The organism is Variovorax restrictus, from assembly GCF_051216715.1.
Taxonomy (GTDB): Bacteria; Pseudomonadota; Gammaproteobacteria; order Burkholderiales; family Burkholderiaceae_C; genus Variovorax.
Genome location: NZ_JBPJZH010000009.1, coordinates 84,587 through 101,700 on the forward strand (window position 1 = coordinate 84,587; position 17,114 = coordinate 101,700).

At 62.7% G+C, this 17,114-nt stretch carries 12 protein-coding genes; 4 read left to right on the top strand and 8 right to left on the bottom strand.

The genetic code is table 11. The features are described from left to right. Positions 1–96 precede the first annotated feature (96 nt). Positions 97–1,062 carry a hypothetical protein gene (locus tag ACSFA0_RS25395; protein WP_435453045.1) on the bottom strand — a complete coding sequence of 322 codons (966 nt, stop codon included), beginning with the start codon at positions 1,060–1,062 and terminating at the stop codon, positions 97–99. Positions 1,063–1,814: 752 nt separating this feature from the next. Between ACSFA0_RS25395 and ACSFA0_RS25400 the strand changes: the two genes are divergently transcribed. Continuing rightward, positions 1,815–2,147, top strand: a complete 333-nt coding sequence (locus ACSFA0_RS25400; RefSeq protein ID WP_435453046.1) for an HU family DNA-binding protein — start codon at positions 1,815–1,817, stop codon at positions 2,145–2,147. Positions 2,148–2,212: 65 nt separating this feature from the next. On the opposite strand, the gene ACSFA0_RS25405 is transcribed toward ACSFA0_RS25400, so the two are convergent. The 7 genes from ACSFA0_RS25405 to recD2 all read right to left on the bottom strand — a co-directional run bounded on the left by ACSFA0_RS25405 (position 2,213) and on the right by recD2 (position 14,152). Beyond that, complete coding sequence (locus ACSFA0_RS25405) at positions 2,213–3,607, bottom strand: hypothetical protein (protein ID WP_435453047.1); 1,395 nt, start codon at positions 3,605–3,607, stop codon at positions 2,213–2,215. Then, positions 3,604–4,854 (bottom strand): hypothetical protein, encoded by a 1,251-nt coding sequence (locus ACSFA0_RS25410; RefSeq protein ID WP_435453048.1) that lies wholly within the window; start codon positions 4,852–4,854, stop codon positions 3,604–3,606. Before ACSFA0_RS25410 ends, ACSFA0_RS25405 begins: the two co-directional genes overlap by 4 nt. 107 nt (positions 4,855–4,961) lie before the next feature. After that, the gene (locus ACSFA0_RS25415) at positions 4,962–6,365 is read right to left on the bottom strand and encodes a hypothetical protein (protein WP_435453049.1); all 1,404 of its coding nucleotides are present in this window, start codon (positions 6,363–6,365) and stop codon (positions 4,962–4,964) included. A gap of 165 nt (positions 6,366–6,530) precedes the next feature. After that, entirely contained in the window at positions 6,531–7,964 is a 1,434-nt protein-coding gene (locus tag ACSFA0_RS25420) for a hypothetical protein (protein ID WP_435453050.1), read from the bottom strand. After that, positions 7,961–9,310 carry a type II toxin-antitoxin system HipA family toxin gene (locus ACSFA0_RS25425; protein ID WP_435453051.1) on the bottom strand — a complete coding sequence of 450 codons (1,350 nt, stop codon included), beginning with the start codon at positions 9,308–9,310 and terminating at the stop codon, positions 7,961–7,963. The genes ACSFA0_RS25420 and ACSFA0_RS25425 overlap by 4 nt, the downstream gene beginning before the upstream one ends. A 33-nt stretch (positions 9,311–9,343) precedes the next feature. Next, positions 9,344–11,488 carry a type II toxin-antitoxin system HipA family toxin gene (locus ACSFA0_RS25430; protein ID WP_435453052.1) on the bottom strand — a complete coding sequence of 715 codons (2,145 nt, stop codon included), beginning with the start codon at positions 11,486–11,488 and terminating at the stop codon, positions 9,344–9,346. Between the two features lie 3 nt (positions 11,489–11,491). Then, the gene (recD2, locus tag ACSFA0_RS25435) at positions 11,492–14,152 is read right to left on the bottom strand and encodes an SF1B family DNA helicase RecD2 (RefSeq protein WP_435453053.1); all 2,661 of its coding nucleotides are present in this window, start codon (positions 14,150–14,152) and stop codon (positions 11,492–11,494) included. Between the two features lie 184 nt (positions 14,153–14,336). On the opposite strand from recD2, the gene ACSFA0_RS25440 reads away from it, so the two are divergent. From ACSFA0_RS25440 to ACSFA0_RS25450, 3 genes are read left to right on the top strand one after another with little or no spacing between them, the layout of a single operon-like run. Then, positions 14,337–15,863, top strand: a complete 1,527-nt coding sequence (locus tag ACSFA0_RS25440; protein ID WP_435453054.1) for a hypothetical protein — start codon at positions 14,337–14,339, stop codon at positions 15,861–15,863. After that, the gene (locus ACSFA0_RS25445; RefSeq protein ID WP_435453055.1) at positions 15,860–16,336 is read left to right on the top strand and encodes a hypothetical protein; all 477 of its coding nucleotides are present in this window, start codon (positions 15,860–15,862) and stop codon (positions 16,334–16,336) included. Before ACSFA0_RS25440 ends, ACSFA0_RS25445 begins: the two co-directional genes overlap by 4 nt. Further along, positions 16,333–16,806 (top strand): ankyrin repeat domain-containing protein, encoded by a 474-nt coding sequence (locus ACSFA0_RS25450; RefSeq protein ID WP_435453056.1) that lies wholly within the window; start codon positions 16,333–16,335, stop codon positions 16,804–16,806. Before ACSFA0_RS25445 ends, ACSFA0_RS25450 begins: the two co-directional genes overlap by 4 nt. Positions 16,807–17,114 lie beyond the last annotated feature (308 nt).

Sequence of the window (17,114 nt, forward strand, 5' to 3'; positions counted from 1 at the left end):
GGAATAAATAGGCTGAAAGAGTTTTGCTGGTTGCAGGAGCTCGCCGCGGAGCCCCTCGTCGGGAGGGTCGGCAAGCAGCTCCGAAACCGCCTACCGCTAAACCTCTTGCATGAGCCTGGACGCCGTGTTCCGTGTGCGATGCGCACGGACGATCGCCATCCAGTCGTCACGCCACTCGGCCTTGAGCTCGGTGCGAGCTGTGCGACCCCGCGCATTCTTGAGTTCTCCGTCGACGCCGTGGTCTAGGAGCACGGGGAGCTTTGCCGCGCGCTCATGGCTACGCGCGTCGTGCGCCAGGGCATGAAGGAGCAGGCTTCGCTCCAGGTTGACGCCCTGCTGTGTAAGGACGGTCAATGTGAGCCGAAGGTGTTCCTCGTGACCCTCAAGCGCAGCCCCATCAGGAGATTCGATCGGCATGGAGTCCCAGTCGACAAGCCAGCTCAACTGGATTGCCTGCGCGTGCGGCGCGGCATCGATGCTCTCGCGCAATGCGTCGGCGCTGAGAGCGACAACCGGCGCGCAGTGGGCTCGCAGTGCTCCCCTTAGCGCGACCAGCGCATTGCGGCCGCCCTCGCCCAGGTCGACCCGATAGTCATTGAGCCAGCAGCCAAGCCTGCTTCCAGGGATCGCGTCGATGGTGCTGACTCCGAATATGGCTGCCAGCACAGTGGCGCGCCAAGGCTGGCGCCGGCGCGAACACACTTCGAAGTAGCCGGCCAACACTCCCGCCCGCACCTCGCGGGCGTTGGTCCAGCCAACCTTTGACGTGAGTGTCTCAAGGAAGAGGCGTACCGCGTCGTGCGCACCCATGTGGGCGCGTTGAGCAAGCCTTAGGCAGTCGAGCGAGTCGTGCGAGCCAGACAGGTGAGATGTCTGTTCTCTCGTCGCCATGATGTCCGCGTAGCCGAGCGCCATAGCGGCGTCCAGGCCGCCGAGCATGAAACTCGCCGCCTCCACACGACCCCACAGCACCGCCTCGCGATATAGCGGCTGGTTCGGGTGGCATCCGTGGCCAAGTGTCTGACTAGCGGCACTTGGCGCCACCCCTGCGTCGAGCAGCATGCGAAGCACCTCGACGGATCCGACGTGACGGGTAACGTCGAAGGCGAAATCCGTTAGCAGCTTTGGATTTTCGCTCCTGCGAAGTAGTGCAACTACGTGCCTCGCCAGCGCCGTGTGCTGCGCGGTCCAGGTACCCGGTTGAGCCTGGCTGCTAGTTCCCCGAGCAACCAAAGCCGAGGCGAGTACTGCAGTAAAACGGACTGAGCGCTGCGGGCTGTTCGCCTGTTCCGAATCGGCACTGACTGGCACCTTTCTGTTCGCGCTAAGCAAGAGCGGGACGCCGTGCTCAGCCGAGTGGAGCAGAAAGGCCTCGAGAGCATCTAGGTTCCCGCTGGATGCGTACCCGTCCAAAGCGGCCAGCACGGCGTGACTCGAGGTTCGCGCGAGCTCCGCGAAAAGCGAAGCGTCTAGGCCTGCCATTTTGCGTGCGAGGGGTTAGAGTTTGCAGCGCAGAAGGTGGCCCCCACGCGGTGATCAGTCGTCTTGCTCATTTCGCGCTCGATAATAGGAGTTTGGTCGACGCGGAAGGAAAATCGACTGTCTCACAGCCCGCGAATAGCCGATTATCTCGATTATCACTCCTCGTGCGAAGGCATCACCCCTGTTGCTCTCGCCGGCGGCCCGAATGAACACCCGCACGCTGTTATCAGTACATCTGACCAGCGTGTTCTCTTAAAATCTCAATGCCGCGCGCTTATGCCCGTTGGCTGTCGACGCTCAGTCGGCATTCATTTTTTAACAGGAAGATTCACTTGAACCGTCTGGAACTCGTCGAAAAGATCGTCGCCGCACATGGCGTCACCAAAGCTGAGGGGGCGCGGATCCTCGAAACCATTACCAGCGCGGTCATCGCCTCTGTGAAGAAGGGCGACCCTGTACAGATCGTCGGTTTCGGCACGTTCAAGCAGGTCGCGCGCGCAGCACGCTCCGGCCTCAACCCGGCGACGGGTGAAAAGATCAAGGTCGCCGCGACCAAGGTCCCGAAGTTCATCGCTGGCACCGCGTTCAAGGCCGCAGTGGACCCGAAGGCCGCCAAGCGCAAGGCAGACAAGGCCAACGCCAAGCCGCCGGTCAAGAAGAAGTAATTCGACCCCGCGCGCAAAGAGTGAGGCTCCTGACAGGAGCCTTTTTTGCGTCGCCACCTACGGCCTCAAGCTGTCGGAGCAAAGGCGTCCAGGAGCTGAGAGGTCTTGCGCCGGGCGTGAAAGGAGCGTTCGACCGCTTTCCAGTCCTCCTTCGCTGCTGCGCCCGAAACATGGGACAGCGGCCGCCAACCTCGGGTGTCCTTCGCCTCCGTCGACGCGCCCATCTCGAGCAGCACCACCTGCTTCACAGATCGATGTGGCAGCATCGACTTGGCGATCACGTGCATCGCAGAGAGTGGGTTCTGGGACCCCTTCTCGTACTCCGCAACCTCCAGCGAATGCCCATGGTGCAAGAGCAGACCAATGGTGGCCTGCAAATGCTCGCTGACACATGGATAGTTCCCCACGCCTTGATGTCGCAGAAAGTAGCCGGACTGGTCTAGTGCGGCGCCGATCGAGACGTCTCCATGGATGAGATTGTCCCGGCCCGCGGCCACCACCCGTGGGCGCAGCGCTAGGACCGGCGCACAGTGCGCACGCACCGCCGCGCGTGCCATCTCCAGTTCGGGTTCGCCGGATGCCGGAAACTCATCGTTCAGCTGCGCTGCCGCTCTCGCGACGCCCGACCGTGCCGCGTCCAGGCCATCGGGGCCGAGCAGCCGCAGCAGGACGCTCTCTTGCCAAACTTGGCCGTCGCGCACGCACCTTGCCAGGTAAAGAGTGACCATCGCCATCTGCAAGGTCGCCACCACGTCCGGCCCGCTCTTCTCCTCCAGAGCATTCCAGAACTCGGTGAGGAGGACGCCTGCGCGTGGCGTCGCTGCGGTGGCGCAGCCCAAGAGCCCGTTCGGTGTCTCCACTTCGCTCAGCCGGCCCCGGCAGAGGATCGAGTTGATGGCAGCGTTGGACATCCTGTGAACCGAGTTTTCAGGGATGACTCCGAGCATCGACGTGACCGCAGCAAGGTTGCCTTTCGAAAGAGCCTGATTCAGCGCGTTCTCGAGCTTGCCGCCGCTGGGCTCGTAGTGCGAATCCTCCAAGTTCGCATCGACCGCGGCCAAAGCGAGGAACGCCCGGGCGTCGCGGACGTCCGCGGCCAGGTGGGAGGCGAAGGTCCCAAGAAGCCTCTCATGCTCTGGCTGGAACTTGAGCAGGTCGACGTACCGTGTGAAGAGTCCGGTCTGTGCAGGCGTCCACTCGCTCGCCTGGAAGGGTGTGGGATCCACGGGCCTGAGTGCCTCTGACACAGCCGCGCTCATCGACCACCAGAACGTGATGGGCGACGCGACATCGTTGCGTTTGCAGACTGTCTCGCCCCGAGCGTATTCCCCGACCACGGTCAGCAAGTGATCCATGGTGTCCAGATCGTCCCGATCGGCTAGCTGGACCGCCGTGGTGCATAGAGCAGACGAGGAGGCGCGGACAAGGCGGCGAAAAAAGTGTGCGTCGTAGTCGCTCATGGTGCGTTAGTTCGGGTTGCGAGCGAAGCTTGGTCAAGGTTGGCAAACAGGGTTGCGGCTTTGGAACGTGCCGCAAAGGACGCTGTCACCGCGCGCCAGGACGCTTTTCCATCCTTACCCTCGATGTATGTGCACGGTCTCCGAGAGCCGTCAGCCGTGGCCTCGGGATCGGCGCCGAGCTCCAACAGCTGAACGAGCATCGCGTCCCGGTGGCTCGCAGGCGATGTCTTGGCCAGCTGAACAAGCCCAGATGGCGCCTCAGTCGCGATGCCGTGGAGCGCACGCGCATCCAGTGGGTAGCCGAGCTCGCCCAGCAGCTCCACAGTGCGCTTGAAGCGTCCCATCTCGCGTGGCGCCCATTTCATCGCCGGCTCGAACGCGTTGTAGCACCCGCACATGCGTCGCAGCGCCTCTTCCATCCCTTCCAGCACCAGGTGGCAATGGCTTCCAAGCGCGTTGGTGAGCACCGCCGGCAACGGATCAGTGGGGGTCGTTACGTCGCGTGCAATCCGCCACCCCTCCTGGCCCCTGATCATCCGCCGCGTCGTGATGTCGCTGATGAATGCAACCAGCGCTGCGCGATCCTGCACCCCGCAAATGTCCAGGACGCGCTCCTCCCGCCACGGCGGGCCCGGCTCGCTTGAATCGAGGTACTGTGCGAGTACGCTTAAGCGCACGAGCGCCTGGATGTCCGGCTCCGTCAACAGCGAAGCCATATCGCAGAGTCGCGCGGCTGCCTCCGAATCGCGACGCGTGGCTTCGGACAGTCCGTAGAGTGCGCGGCGGTCGTTACCAGGGAACCCAGGGAATAGTCCCCGCGCCCATGCGTCGAGAGCCGGCCCTTTGGCCCTCTTCGCCAGCTCCAGTAGTGCCACGGTATTGCCCGCCTCGGCAGCTTGGCTCAGGTAGCTTTGCAGAGCTTGCAGATCTGACGTGTCGACGAGGGAAAGCACACGTGAATCCACGACGCAGGATGCGGCTGCCGTCATGAACTGGGCGTGAGCCTTCGGGCTGCGCGTGAACACGTCTTCGCCGACGGCGAAAAATCCCGCTTGGTCCGCTGTCCACTGCGTCGCCTTGCTACGGTCCACATCAGCCGGCGGCGCCAGCACCTGGGCGAAGACGTCAGAGAACGAGCGTTGATAGGCGCCCCGCCCGGGCTCGCGCTCAATCCCAGCGGAGGCGCACTCGACAAAGTAGGGCGTGGCGCGAAGATCGTTGGCGAAGATCGAGAGCACATCCATCATTCCGGCTGCGTCCCGACCGCGAGCGTATGCGTCCGCTACCGCCAGTAGTGCCTGCGGGCTGAGCGCGGCGACTTGCCGAAGAGAGGCACGATCCAACTTGGCTTCTGTCATGGTCGGGCAACCTCTAGCGATTCGCCGCAAGGACCAGCAAGGGCTTTCACTGCTGCCTGGCGTGCGCGCCATCCTCGGACGACGTCATCCCAGCGCGTTTTGGCCTGGGTCCCGGAGGCGAAGGCATGAACGTCGAATGGCTTGTCGTGTTTCACCCCTAGCTCCAACAGTGCCACGAGCATTGCGTCGGTGCCGGCGTGTGCGGGCTGCGAGGCAAGATGTCTGAGTGCCGAGCTTCGGACTAGCTTCTTGCCGTTTACGACCGTGTCGAGGTCGACGCCGCAGGCCATCAACGATTGGAGAGTGGATTTGAACGCCTCGGTGTCCACACAGCGGCTGAAGTAGGTAGCGTGGTAGAGGAAATCACGCTCGGCCGGTGCAGCCTTCACGAGCGGGCTTAGCGCGTCCACAAGCGGAGCCACATGTGCGCCGATGGCGCGAAGCAGCAGTCGCACTCGAACGTCGTTGCTGGGGCCAAGCTTCGGCTCCCCGAAGAGGCGCATCAGCTCAACCGCACGCGTTGCCTCGCCTTGAAGCCTGGTGCTGGATGGATCCAGCCCGCCACGGCCAGCAAGCAACGTGAGGTGTGGTACGGAAGGAGCCCCCTGAGCAAGATCGTTCACAAGATGGAGGTACCGTCGCATCAGGTCCATGCGAACCGCCATACCTGCTGCCTCACCCGCCTTCGCTTCGAGCTGGTTCACGAAGTCAAGAATCCCGCCCTGCTCGGCAAGATGTGGTGCGTCGCAGATCGCCGTGTGCAGGGCGCCAAGGAGCCCGCCGTGGGACGGGTCGGCTTCCATGTCCGCCGGCAGAAGGCGATGAGCGTACGCCAGGGCTTGATCGTTGGAGACATGTGTGAGAAGCACCGACAGGGCGACGGTGTTGCCGGCGCCTGTAGCCAGATCGAGTAGCTCGTTGCCGCCGCCCAGGACATCAGGGGCCACGTGGGCGAACACCTGTGGGTCGCTGACGCACAGCACTGCAGATCGCATGAACGTTGCCAGCTGCTTCGGCTCTCCAAACACGCGCATGGCCCGGGCAAAAACGTCCGCCTGAGGAGCGGACAGCTTCGAGCGCTGATGAAGTGGCTCCGCATCGAGAGGCCGAAGTGCCTGAGCAACCGCGTGTTCGAACGAGCCAGAGCGGGTGTCGGAGGCCTGGACCGCACGTGACGAAGATCCGCTTACGAAGACCTGCTTGCCCGCGCTCAGCAGTCGGCCAGGTTCCGAATCGGCCAGCACCAGGAGGATAGCGGAGAGCTCAGTGAATTCACAGGCATCTGCCGCAGTCCAGGCGCAGGCAAGAAGGGCATGCTCAGAGCGGCGCGCCATCTCGCGGTAGAACGAGACAAGGCGCTCATCTGGAGGCAGAAGATCAGAGGCGGATAGGGGGAGCATGCACGTCATCGAGTCGAGTCCGCCTGAAGTCTATCCATCGGGTGAAAGGCTGCAGTTTCACCCGGCCCTCGCAATTTCGGTTGAGTCGGAGAGCGTGTTCCGGGGACCGCGCGCGCCCTTCAATCGTGGAGTGCGTCGAGCGAAGCGGCAGCGAAGACGGCAGCCCTAGGGCAAAGCGAGCAAGGTACCAATCGCTCGGCTGGCGGCCTCACGGGCGCTGAATGAGCGCAAGAGGTCGTCCCACGCCTCCTTCTCCCCAGGCTGTAGCGACGCCCATGCCGGACGACCAAGAAACGACTGCGATGGGTGTGCCCCGAGCTCAAGAAGTACGCGAGCCATCTCGAGCTTGACCGCGGGCGGGTTGGCGGACTTGGCCAGCAGCACCAGCGCAGGAGGGTGGCCGGTTTCGTGACGGTCTATCCGGTGCCCGCACGCGAGCAAAGCCTCAATGGTCTCGGTGAACTGAGTAGGACACACCGCTTGGCGGACGATCGCTGAACTTCTGCCAGCCGAGCTGGCGTGCCCCCCTCCGCCCTTAGGCTCGCCACCGTAAAGGACGCGGAACAACGGATCTTCCTTCGTCCGGTAGTCGAGGTTCGCGTCCGCACGAAGGCGGGTGGTGAAGATCTGAAGCACCGGCGCGCAGTGCGAAGCCAACGCATGGTGGTACAGCTCCTCCCAAGGCACGCCCGGTCCCTTGTTCGAATCGCGCACGGTGTCGACGTCCTTAGCGGCCTGCACAGCCATCGCTTCGTAGGTCGCTGAGCCAGATCGTCCGATCGCAACCTCGATGGCTGCGGGTGACCAGCGGCGGCCTTCCGTCACACAGCTGTGAAGATAGTAGGAAAGCATCCGTGCGCGCACTTGCGTCGTCGCGTGGACCCCGCACAGAGCGTCCAGGTCGGACAGGAATTCTGCAGTCAGGCTGGGATGATCCCGTAGCGCAATGGATAGGCCAAGCGGCGAAGAAGGCGCGCCTCCGAACTCCGAAAAGGGCATCACCAAGCCGCCGAGGCCGTGCTGCTCCAGTTCCTGCGCACCCGGCATCAGCGCGCGAAGTGCCACTACGTTTCCACGCATGGCGGCCAGGTGCCAGACACCATCATCTCCGTACTTGCCGTCGATGCCGGCGGATCCACGGGCCCCGCGTGTGGCACCGAGCGCAAGCAACCCTTCAAAAAACGCACGGTCGCCAACCTCACGCGCTGCGCGCACGAGAACCGCGTTCGCGAACGCTTTTGAGTTGGACGCACCAAGAGCTCGCTGAAGGCCTGCCGTGAGTTCGAGGCCAAGTGCGCGCGTGGCAGCATCCATCTCTGCCATCGGAAGAGCAGGCAGGCCATCGATCAGCAGGTCAGCGAGCGCTCGAATGCCCGACTGACTTCCAAGTAGCCCCGTCAGGACAACCCCATCCTGCTTGAATAGCTCAACCAGGCCCACGATCACTGTGGAGTCGCCCGGTACTGACACACCTTTGGCAAACTCCATCAGCACGGAGTCGGATGCCTGGTGAACGGTGCGCAGCAATGGCACGTCGATCGGCAGCGCGCCACCTTTTACAGCGCCCGGGGCACGCTTCGTCGCGGTGCTTGAAATCATGGCCGAGGAGACTTGGAAGCACTTGCGAGCGCTAGCGATGACTCGATGTCTGGAAAGTCTTGATGACAGAAGTGCAGCGCGCGCTGGCAGCCCTTCACCACCGTTGCCAGAGCGTCCAAGTTCGCCTCCAGGGTAGGAGGCAGGTTGGCGACAATTTCGCGCGACTTGTTCGCGATGCCCGTAGCCACGCCGTGCATGATCTCCGGGATGTCCTCGGAGCTCAGCCCCAGCATGCGGCCGATACTGTGGAAGTGCTTGGCGGTGTAGTTGTTCGTGCCCTGGAAATCGAGCGCCATGGTCTCCGCCCGCGCGTTGGGCCCAGCCTTCGGATTGAAGAAGACCGTGTTCATGATGTCGTAAGCGGGTGCCAAGACGGTCGAGCTGAAGCCATCCAAGCTGGGCTTGGCTTGGCGGAGAAGCGCAGCGTTCTTCAGGTGGAAATCACCGTTCTCGAGAAGCTTGTTGGCGTACACCAGCTTGAAGAAGTTCAGGCAGTCGACCTCGGGCTGCGTGCTCAGACGCTGGAGCGTGTCGATCATCCCCTCGACCGTTCCGAAAAACTTTCCCGTCGGTGTCATTCCCATCGCCGCGCAGAAGTCCTCGCAAAACAGCAGGCGGTCGTCTGCTGGCCCGACTGGCACGTCGAAGCGCTCGGTCACATACCCCAGCGCACCGCCTGGAAGCTCGATGAGAGCGAAATCCGCCGTCGGGACGCCGCCCGCCTTGGCGAGCGTCATGGACATCCACTCGACGGCGCCGCGGACCTGGCGCGAATCGTTGGCCATCCCAGGCAGCTTCAGGATGTGAGTGAAGGGCTTGTCGTCCGCCGGCGCGATAACGCCGCTTTCATCGAGGTGGCAGGGTAGCTTGGTCTGGCAGCCAGAGAGCCGAGGCGCACCATGCTGATAGCTCAGCTTGGCGAGGTCGTTGAGCATGTTTCCGTCAATGGACGGCATGCCGCTGAAGGCACCGCAAAATACCGAGTCCGTGGAATGATTCTGAAGTCGGCCCTCCAGCCGATCTGCCACGACAGCACCGACTCGGGCTTCGTCCTTGGTGATGACGATATTCGAGAGATAGCGCTCCGACTTCTGCAGCACTTCCCCCATCGGAACCATGCGTTCGGCGCGGCCGTTTTCAGACTCGGGCAGCAGATTGACGAGGAACGAAGGAATCTGTCCTTCATCTTCGAAATGCCCACCTGAGAGCGGGAGCATCCAGCCGGTGTCGTAATTGAACGACCAGGTTGACCCATGGTCGACGAGCTTTGCCACCTTGCGCCCGTTCCACGCAACGTGAAACGCGAGGGTGGCCTTTTCGTCGGAGTTCGATTGCGTGTCGTTCATATGAATACCCTTTCGGGTCAAAGCGACACAATGTTAATGCTTGGCCCGAATTCGCGCCAAAACCTCGGGTGAGGTCAAGCCTTCGAGCGACGCCAGGATCGCCTCTCGATCGAAGGGCACGAGACCCGCTTCGTCTGGTGCTGGTTGCGGCCGTTCACGACGCACGGGTGGCAGGTCGAGCCGAGGGAACGCGCCAGCAACCAGCCCCTTCTGTCCCGGATGCACGAACGCCGGAAGGTCGGGAAAATCCGCTCGGCAGAAGTATGCAGCGCGCGCGAGCGCGTCCAGCACCAGCAGCTTGATGTCGTCGTGCCCGCGGAGGGCTGGTGGCAGGCGGTCAGCGAACGTCTGCGCCGCGCGGGACATCCTTGATGCGGTGTCTTTCAGCGCATCCTCCGTCTGAGAGGGCGTGAGGCCCAGCACGGTCCCGATCTCGCGCAGATCCTGCAGGGTCACCAGCTCGGTTCCCTTGTATCCGAGCACCATCGTCTCGCGCCGCTGATCCTCGACGCCGAAGTCAGAGAAGTAGCGTGTGTTCATGATGTCGAACGCCGGCGACAGGCGAGTCGATCTGAAACGAGTGAGGTTGGGCTCTGCAACCCTCGTCACGGCTGCGTTCTTGAGATGGAAGTCGCCATTCTCGACCAGGGCGTTGACGTAGATCAGACGCAGCAGCTGCTCGGCGTCCTGGATGTTCGGCGTGCAAACGCGCTTGTAAAGCGCGACCACATCCATGATCCCGTTCTTGGAGATCAGTTTCGATTCCGAGGAGCGCCCTGATGCCGAGCAGACGTCCTCGGTGAAGATCATGCGCATGTCGTCTTGGTGCTGGGGGATGTCGAAGCGCTCGACCAAGCATCCCAGGGTGCCGTTCTCGAGATCCACCAGGGCAAAGTTCGCGGTCAGCACGCCAGCGCCGCGCGCCATTGCCATTCCGACCCACTCCAGCGCACCGCGCGCATTGCGCATGTCGCGGGTGTACCCCGGGAACTTCAGAATATGCGTGAACGGACGATCGAGTGCCGGCATGAGTTGTCCGGCCTCATCGAGGAAGCAAGGCAGCTTGGCTTGATTTCCTGATATCCGCGGCGTCCGAACGTCTACCGTAAGTTCGTCCAGCGCCGTGCTCACCTGCGCGTCGAATGCGGGCATGTCGCACAGCTTGCCTTCGAAGACAAGCATGTCCGTGCAGTGATCGTTGAGACGCCCATGCAAAACGTCACGTGGGAGAAGAGCCAGTCTGGAAGGGTCGCTCACAACCGCGATGCTCGACAGGAAACGCTCTGCACGCTGGAGCACAGTGCCCGCGGCCTCGTCATGGCTCAGGACGCGCTGCAGAGCACTGGCCTGGTGCCCTTCGGGAAACATGTTGTGGATGAAGGCAGGCATGCGGCCAGGCGTATTGGCGTCACAGCCGAGCGACAAGGACCAGTCGCTGGCGTAGTCGAGGTCCCAACCCACGCCGTTCATGGCCAGCCGACCAATCGGACGTCCATACCAAGCGACTGTCGCGGCGAAAACATGGTTCCCGAGGGAGCGTCGCATCGACTGCTGATCCTGGCTCAGGTACTCCTTCGCCGCGGTCAGGTGGTCGCGCAGTTCGGGTACCGAGTCAACGATCAACTCCAGCTGGGCGACCAGACCGGTACCGTGGCGCATGAGCAAGCGATGTTGCAGCTCAGTCATCAGGGCGTCGGGTAGGAAACGCTCTGGGTAGTAGCGCCGGCTGCCGAAATTCTGCAAGAACGTCAGCTCGTCGCCGGCGCACAACATCTCCATATGTCCGAGCAGGTGGTCCTGGTGATCGTCGACTTCTGGGCAGAACTTACGAAGCCGGGGATCCGTCATCGCGGCCGTCTGCACAATCTCAAGATGAGGCAGCTTGACGGTGCGCGTGTAAGTGCTCCCGACAAAGAGGCGGTACGTCGGCACTCCGCGCTTATCGCGCTCCGCCTCCACTGGCCCCTTGTTGTATGCGCTCAGATGAACCAGAACAGCTTTGTGCAGCAGGTGGTCCGCGATGCGTACGGCGTACTTCTCCATGAACGCCGGCAGATCGTCCAGGTCCGACGGATCGCAGTACACACCGCGCGCCAGCGGCACCTTCTCGCCGCTGCGGCGCCCACGCGATGCTTTCGCAGCGTTGAAGTCTGGGGATCGGTTTGCGAGGTACAGCACGGGTTAGGGGCGCATGCGTCTCGCGGCGCCGCTCAGCTGGTTTGGCTTGGCTTGAAGTGAGGCGACTGCTCGCACGAGCTCATCATCCAGCATGGTCTGGCGCGTTTCGCTGCCAGCCTTCTCGACGACTTCCTGCAGCCGGTGGGTGTCACCGACCAGGCACACATCCTTCTTGCCGCGCGTCATCCCGGTGTAGAGGAGCTGTCGGTTGTTCATGTTGCTGTGAGCCGCGACCACCACCATGATCACAGCGGGGAACTCGCCGCCCTGTGTCTTGTGGACGGTGTTGACGTAGGCGTGATCGATGTCGGACAGCTCGCGAAATTCGATTTCTGCAATGCGCCCGTCGAAGTCGAGCGACACATGCTTGCTCTCGTGGTCGATGGCATGCACGTAGGCGATGTCCCCATTGTAGATATCGCGGTCAGGGTCGTTTTCGGTGTACATCACCCGGTCGCCCACCGAGAACACCTTCGGATTGCGGTAGCTGCGAGTGGTGATCGACGCATCGGGATCTTCGGTAACCGGGTTGAGCAGGTTCTTCATCACAGCGTTGAGCGCGTTCGTTCCGAGCGCGGTCTTGTGACGCATGGGAGTGAGGATCTGGATGTCCTCAGGCTTGTGTCCCTTGGCCAGGTAGGCCTTGAACTGCGCCACGACGGCACCTACTTGCCGGCGCTCAGCCGCGAGCTGCTCGTCCTCGGGCGCGTTCGGTCGCGCACTGCGTACCTCGCGCATCTGAAAGTCGTCATTCTCGCCAGGGCCCGGCTGCAGCGGCGGGAGGCGGTCGCAAACTCGATACGCGTTCGGGTTGATCGAGCTCTCTGCGCTGGTGCGGCCGCTCTTGGTCAAGCGGGAGACGGGGAGCACTCCGCTCTCGATGACGTCTGACAGGCACTTGCCAGCACCGATCGACGCGAGCTGCTCGACGTCGCCGACGAGCACCAGCGACATACCAGGGCGCATCGCCGAGAGCAGGCGATCAGTGATCATGGTGTCGCTCATGGAGCACTCATCGGCGATCACCACATCACACTGAAGCGGATTGTCTGGCCCATGCGCGAACATGTTCGCACCCCGGCAGCCCAGGCCCCGGTGGAGCGTGGTCGCGCGCTGACCAGTCGCCGCGGTAAGCTGGTTCGCCGCGCGATTTGTGGGGCCCATCAGCAGCACTTCCAGGCCTGCAGCCCGCATTGCCTGCACGATCGCCTTGGTAACCGTCGTCTTGCCGCAACCCGGTCGCCCTGTGATCACGGAGACCGTCGAGGCCAGGGACGTGCGTACGGCTGCCTGCTGCTCCGGCCACAATCTCTCGAAGAATGCGCCGACAGGCCTCGCGCCCCGCGATTCGGGCGTGCACGGTTGCGCCAGGAGGTCGGCCAGCTTGCGTGCGATTCTCCGCTCGGCGCCGGCGTAGGAAACGAGTGAGACAACCTTTTCGTAGCGGCGCTCCCTCTGCGCAACATAGCGGCCATCGTCTTGAGGAATCGGCACCACCGACCGTTCGCGAACAATCAGCTTGCGTGAGCTCTCCAGTTCTGCGTCCACGACGTGACTCAGACGGATCGGATCGATGAACGACCCGCGGCTTTCGCCGTGATCAGCGCTCAGCAGTTTCGCCATGCGCTCTTTGAGATCCGGGATCTGAAGGTATGTCCAGCCCGCCTTGGCGCCTGCCTCGAGCACCGCTTCAATGGCTGCGGCGATTCGCTGGTCGGAGTCGGTGGCCAGCCCGCGCGCACGGGCCACTTCATCCGCTTTGGAAAAGCCGATCGAGGCGACGCGCGTCAGCTCGTACGGGTTTCGCTTGATCATCTCGACCGCCCCGGGGCCGAGCTCCTGCAGAACCTTGTGCGAAGCTTGGATTCCGAGCCCCACCTCGGCGAGAAAGCTCATCAGACGGGGAAGCTCTTTTTTCTCGCGAATGTTCCGCACGAGGGCCGACACCTGTGCCGGCTTCACGATGTTTGCCTGGTAGAGCTTCTCGGGTGCGAACTCCGCTATGTCAAAGAGATGGCGGTCGAACTTGTCGCACAGCGCGCGCGCCGACTGTGGTCCGATGCCCTTTACGTAACCGTTCTCAAGCAGTCGCTGAATGCCCATTCGAGAGGTCGGAATGACCTCAAACAGAATGGCGCCGTCGATGACGTTTTGTTGACCGTAACGCTCTGAGCGCTCGACCTTGAAGTTTCCGACGACCACGACCTCTCGACCGGGGACCAGATCAATGCCGTGTCCCTTGACGAGATACTCGTCGTCTCGAGACTGAGCGTCGTGTGGCGCGACGCGGACAAAATAGAAGCCGCTGTTCTCGAAGAGGACCTTTTGGACACGCCCGAGCACCTTCATACGCCCTTCAGCGTTGATAGTGGCATTGAGGCGTTGGCCGTCCGTGACGATCGGCGTCCGCGTTGCTTGCTGCGCCGGTCGGTGAGCCGGCTGCTGCGCCGGCCGTGGCGCGGGCTGGCGGGTTAGTTGCGCAACCGACTCAGCGGCCGCGCGCGCGCGTGCAGCCGCGGCAGCTGCCTTCTTGGCAGCCAGGTCCTTCTGAATATCCGCGCTGATCGCAGCGAGGCGCAGGCGCTCCGTTGCCGCCGTCGAGCCCGGGGCGGGGGAATTGGCCCCTGCTGGCAGGTTCGTTGGTGGCTGGTATCCGCGATCCATCTGTTGCTTTGACCATTCGGCTGAGGGTCGGCTCCGGGGCGGATCCGTCCAAGTCGGGGCATTCTGGCCGATTAAGGTCAACTCGACAAAAAGAGCACTTTTCACGCGGTGCTTGCGGCGGCACAGCGCTTTTTTGCGCCTTGGCGATGCGGCGGCGAGAATGGGCGCTGCACGAAGGACTCCAATGAGCATTAAGCAACCGGCCGATTCGCGCCTTGACCAAGAGCAGCACTTTCTGGCCACCATTACCGCCGTTGAGCAGGGCGTCTTCAACGCGCAGAATGCCACCGCATTCGCAGTCGCCAGTGATCGGGTTTTGGCTCAGATCAAGGCGGGGTTCGACGTCACCCAGGGGTTTCAGACTCCAGCGGTCGCGGATTACACGCCGCTTGGGCTCTACAACATGCTCGCGAAGGATCTTGCCCTGTCCGACGGCGAGCCGCGGTCCGACGGCATGTCACTCCAGGACGTCAAGGTCGCCAATGGCGTAATCGTGAAGGCCTACCGATCGGTCCTGGCGACATCTGCCGACCTATTCGGCACCCTTCGGATGCACACGGTCGAAGGCGACCCCGAGATGGATGAGCTTTCGAGCATGGTGGGCCTCCGCGATGTAACGGACGCCGATCTGTTGGCGCGCTGCCTTGATGGCGGGATCACGTTCGACCCAGAGCCGCTGTTGGAACTGCCCCACTCGGTTCTTGTTGAGCTGGCGGGCACACCGCGGCTGCTCCGCGAGTTCTGCGCCTCGCCACCCTCGGGCCCCCTGCTGGCTCGGTTCAACGACATCAACGCGCTCATTATGGCTACGCCTGAGGAGCTTGGCGCCCACCTCCTAGGGCCGTCACGCGTCCTGCTGCGAGCCGAGCGGCTGAACCACGGCTTTCACTGTGCCATCGCTGCGCATGCGCCAGCGGAGAAGGTGGAGATCTGGCTTGAGGGGGGTGCATCGCTAGACGGCAGTGCCTCCCCCCAATTCACCCAGTCCCTTCTCGGGAGCGCAATCGTCGCAAGCCCGAAGGTCGACTGCTTGGCCCCAGATGACGAGCAGCTCGCTGAGCAGCCATCTGATGCACCGGACGTGGACGCGCAACGATGCGTCGTAGAACTCCTCTTGGAGGCAGGTGCTGACGTCAACACGCCACTAGGTGGCCTGAGCCCGTTGGCGGAGGCATACGCAAAGGGCAGCTCGGCCCTTGTCGACCTTCTCGTAGAACATGGCGCAACGTTTCGAAGCAGCGAAGAGCATATCGACAGCATGCTCGCAGCCGCAGCAATCGGGGCCGACGCGTTGGTCGCCCGCTGCGTTGCCGAAGGCGTTCCGATCGAAGCAGTCGTCACCCGAGAATCACGTAGCACCAGCTCTGGCGCCCTACTGCGCAACGAGTACAGCGCGCTGTCGATGGCTTCGATGTTCGGCAAGGGGCACGTGGTGGCGGTTTGCCTCGAACTGGGATCGAACCCTGAGCGACTGCTGCATCGCGAGACTTCCGGGCCCCAGATTGACGTGGTCGAGGACGTCAACTTTCTCCAGGACGCATTGCGGGTTGATCATCCGGAGGTACTGGAGGCAGCCATTCGCGTGCTCGGCTTCGACAGGGTGAATCGTGAGCCCATCCCACGCTCCGCGCGCAAGTCGCGCGGCTACTTGCAAGCCGTCGTGGCGGCATGGGCGGCCGACGACAAATCTGTGAAGGGGCCAACACCATGACGGACGCTGCTTCGCTCAGCTGGATGCAGCGCCTGCAGGATGCACAAGGGAGGCCAGACCCATGTATCGAGGGCTCCCCGGTCGACCTGGTCGGCATGGATGTTTCATTATCGGCTGATGGCCTGACCGTCACTCCTATCGAGATCCGCAATCCTCGTAATGACGTAGGAGGGATTGCGATCCTGTTCGACATTCGCAAGAGCAACAAGTGGACGTCCGCGCGTGTTTCGTGGGCCCACGTGGGCGTCCGCGTCGACGCCATCGGACGTGAGCCGGGGCCCGGCGGTGCACTCACCTCGCGCATCTGGTGCACGGCCGAGTACGCGCAGGAAAATGTCGAGGTCTTGAAGCGCCACCTCGACGCTCACATTGCAGAGTCGATTCGGTCGCTTAACAACACGATCCATTCCCTGATGGCTGAGCGTGAGGTACTGGCCGCGCCCGCGCCAAAATCGAACACGCCCCGGCCGTGACCACCGCCTTCGAGCGCACGGCGGCTGCCTTCTTTCAGGCAGCGAAAGATGGCTCTGCGACCGAGCTGGAGAAATTTCTCGATTCGGGCCTCTCGGTGAATCTCAAGAACACCTCGGGTGAAACAGCGCTACACATTGCTGCAGCCCACAATCGTGTTTCTGCTGTCGCCTTCCTGCTGGGCGTAGGCGCCAGCGCGGACTTACCGTGCACCTCGATCCTTCAGTACACGCCTTTCATGTGGGCTTGCTCATTAGGTCGTGCGGAAATTGTCAGCTTGTTGCTGCCGCATGTCGACCTCGCACAAACCGACCGTGTGGGTGAGACGGGGCCGGCAAAGGCAGTGCGTTACGGTCATAAATACGTCGCCGAAGTGATCCGCTCATATCGTGCGCGCGCAGCAGCCATGGACTTGCTGCAGGCTTGCAGCCCAGCGTATGTGTGCGCTGACCCAACGCGTCGAAGCGATTAAACGACGTGCGGCGGTTCCGCCTTGAATGCCCGTTCCTGGTCGCTGACGGTTGGCAGTGAAGCCACAGCACGGCCGAACGATGCAGCAGCAGAGCGCCTTGGAGCAGCTGTCGCGGACCGTTCGCCAAGCGCGGGGCAACAAAATTGGCCCGTGGAGCCAAAAAGCTCCGCGCACCAGCAATGTAGGCCTATCAGGATGCGGAAATACTCCCCTCCAAAGCGAGTCTTCCTCTTCGTCGAAGACTCACTTTTCACATGGTGCAGTCAGCAGCGCTTTCGGGAGTCGCTTTGCGCAGATTTGAGGTGTTT

Excerpts from the sequence above, each read along its gene's own strand:
- ACSFA0_RS25425 (WP_435453051.1), bottom strand. The coding sequence starts at position 9,310 with ATGAACGACACGCAATCGAACTCCGACGAAAAGGCCACCCTCGCGTTT.
- ACSFA0_RS25405 (WP_435453047.1), bottom strand. The coding sequence starts at position 3,607 with ATGAGCGACTACGACGCACACTTTTTTCGCCGCCTTGTCCGCGCCTCC.
- ACSFA0_RS25445 (WP_435453055.1), top strand. The coding sequence starts at position 15,860 with ATGACGGACGCTGCTTCGCTCAGCTGGATGCAGCGCCTGCAGGATGCA.
- ACSFA0_RS25410 (WP_435453048.1), bottom strand. The coding sequence starts at position 4,854 with ATGATGGATGTGCTCTCGATCTTCGCCAACGATCTTCGCGCCACGCCC.
- ACSFA0_RS25395 (WP_435453045.1), bottom strand. The coding sequence starts at position 1,062 with ATGCTGCTCGACGCAGGGGTGGCGCCAAGTGCCGCTAGTCAGACACTT.
- ACSFA0_RS25415 (WP_435453049.1), bottom strand. The coding sequence starts at position 6,365 with ATGCTCCCCCTATCCGCCTCTGATCTTCTGCCTCCAGATGAGCGCCTT.
- recD2 (WP_435453053.1), bottom strand. The coding sequence starts at position 14,152 with ATGGATCGCGGATACCAGCCACCAACGAACCTGCCAGCAGGGGCCAAT.
- ACSFA0_RS25440 (WP_435453054.1), top strand. The coding sequence starts at position 14,337 with ATGAGCATTAAGCAACCGGCCGATTCGCGCCTTGACCAAGAGCAGCAC.
- ACSFA0_RS25420 (WP_435453050.1), bottom strand. The coding sequence starts at position 7,964 with ATGATTTCAAGCACCGCGACGAAGCGTGCCCCGGGCGCTGTAAAAGGT.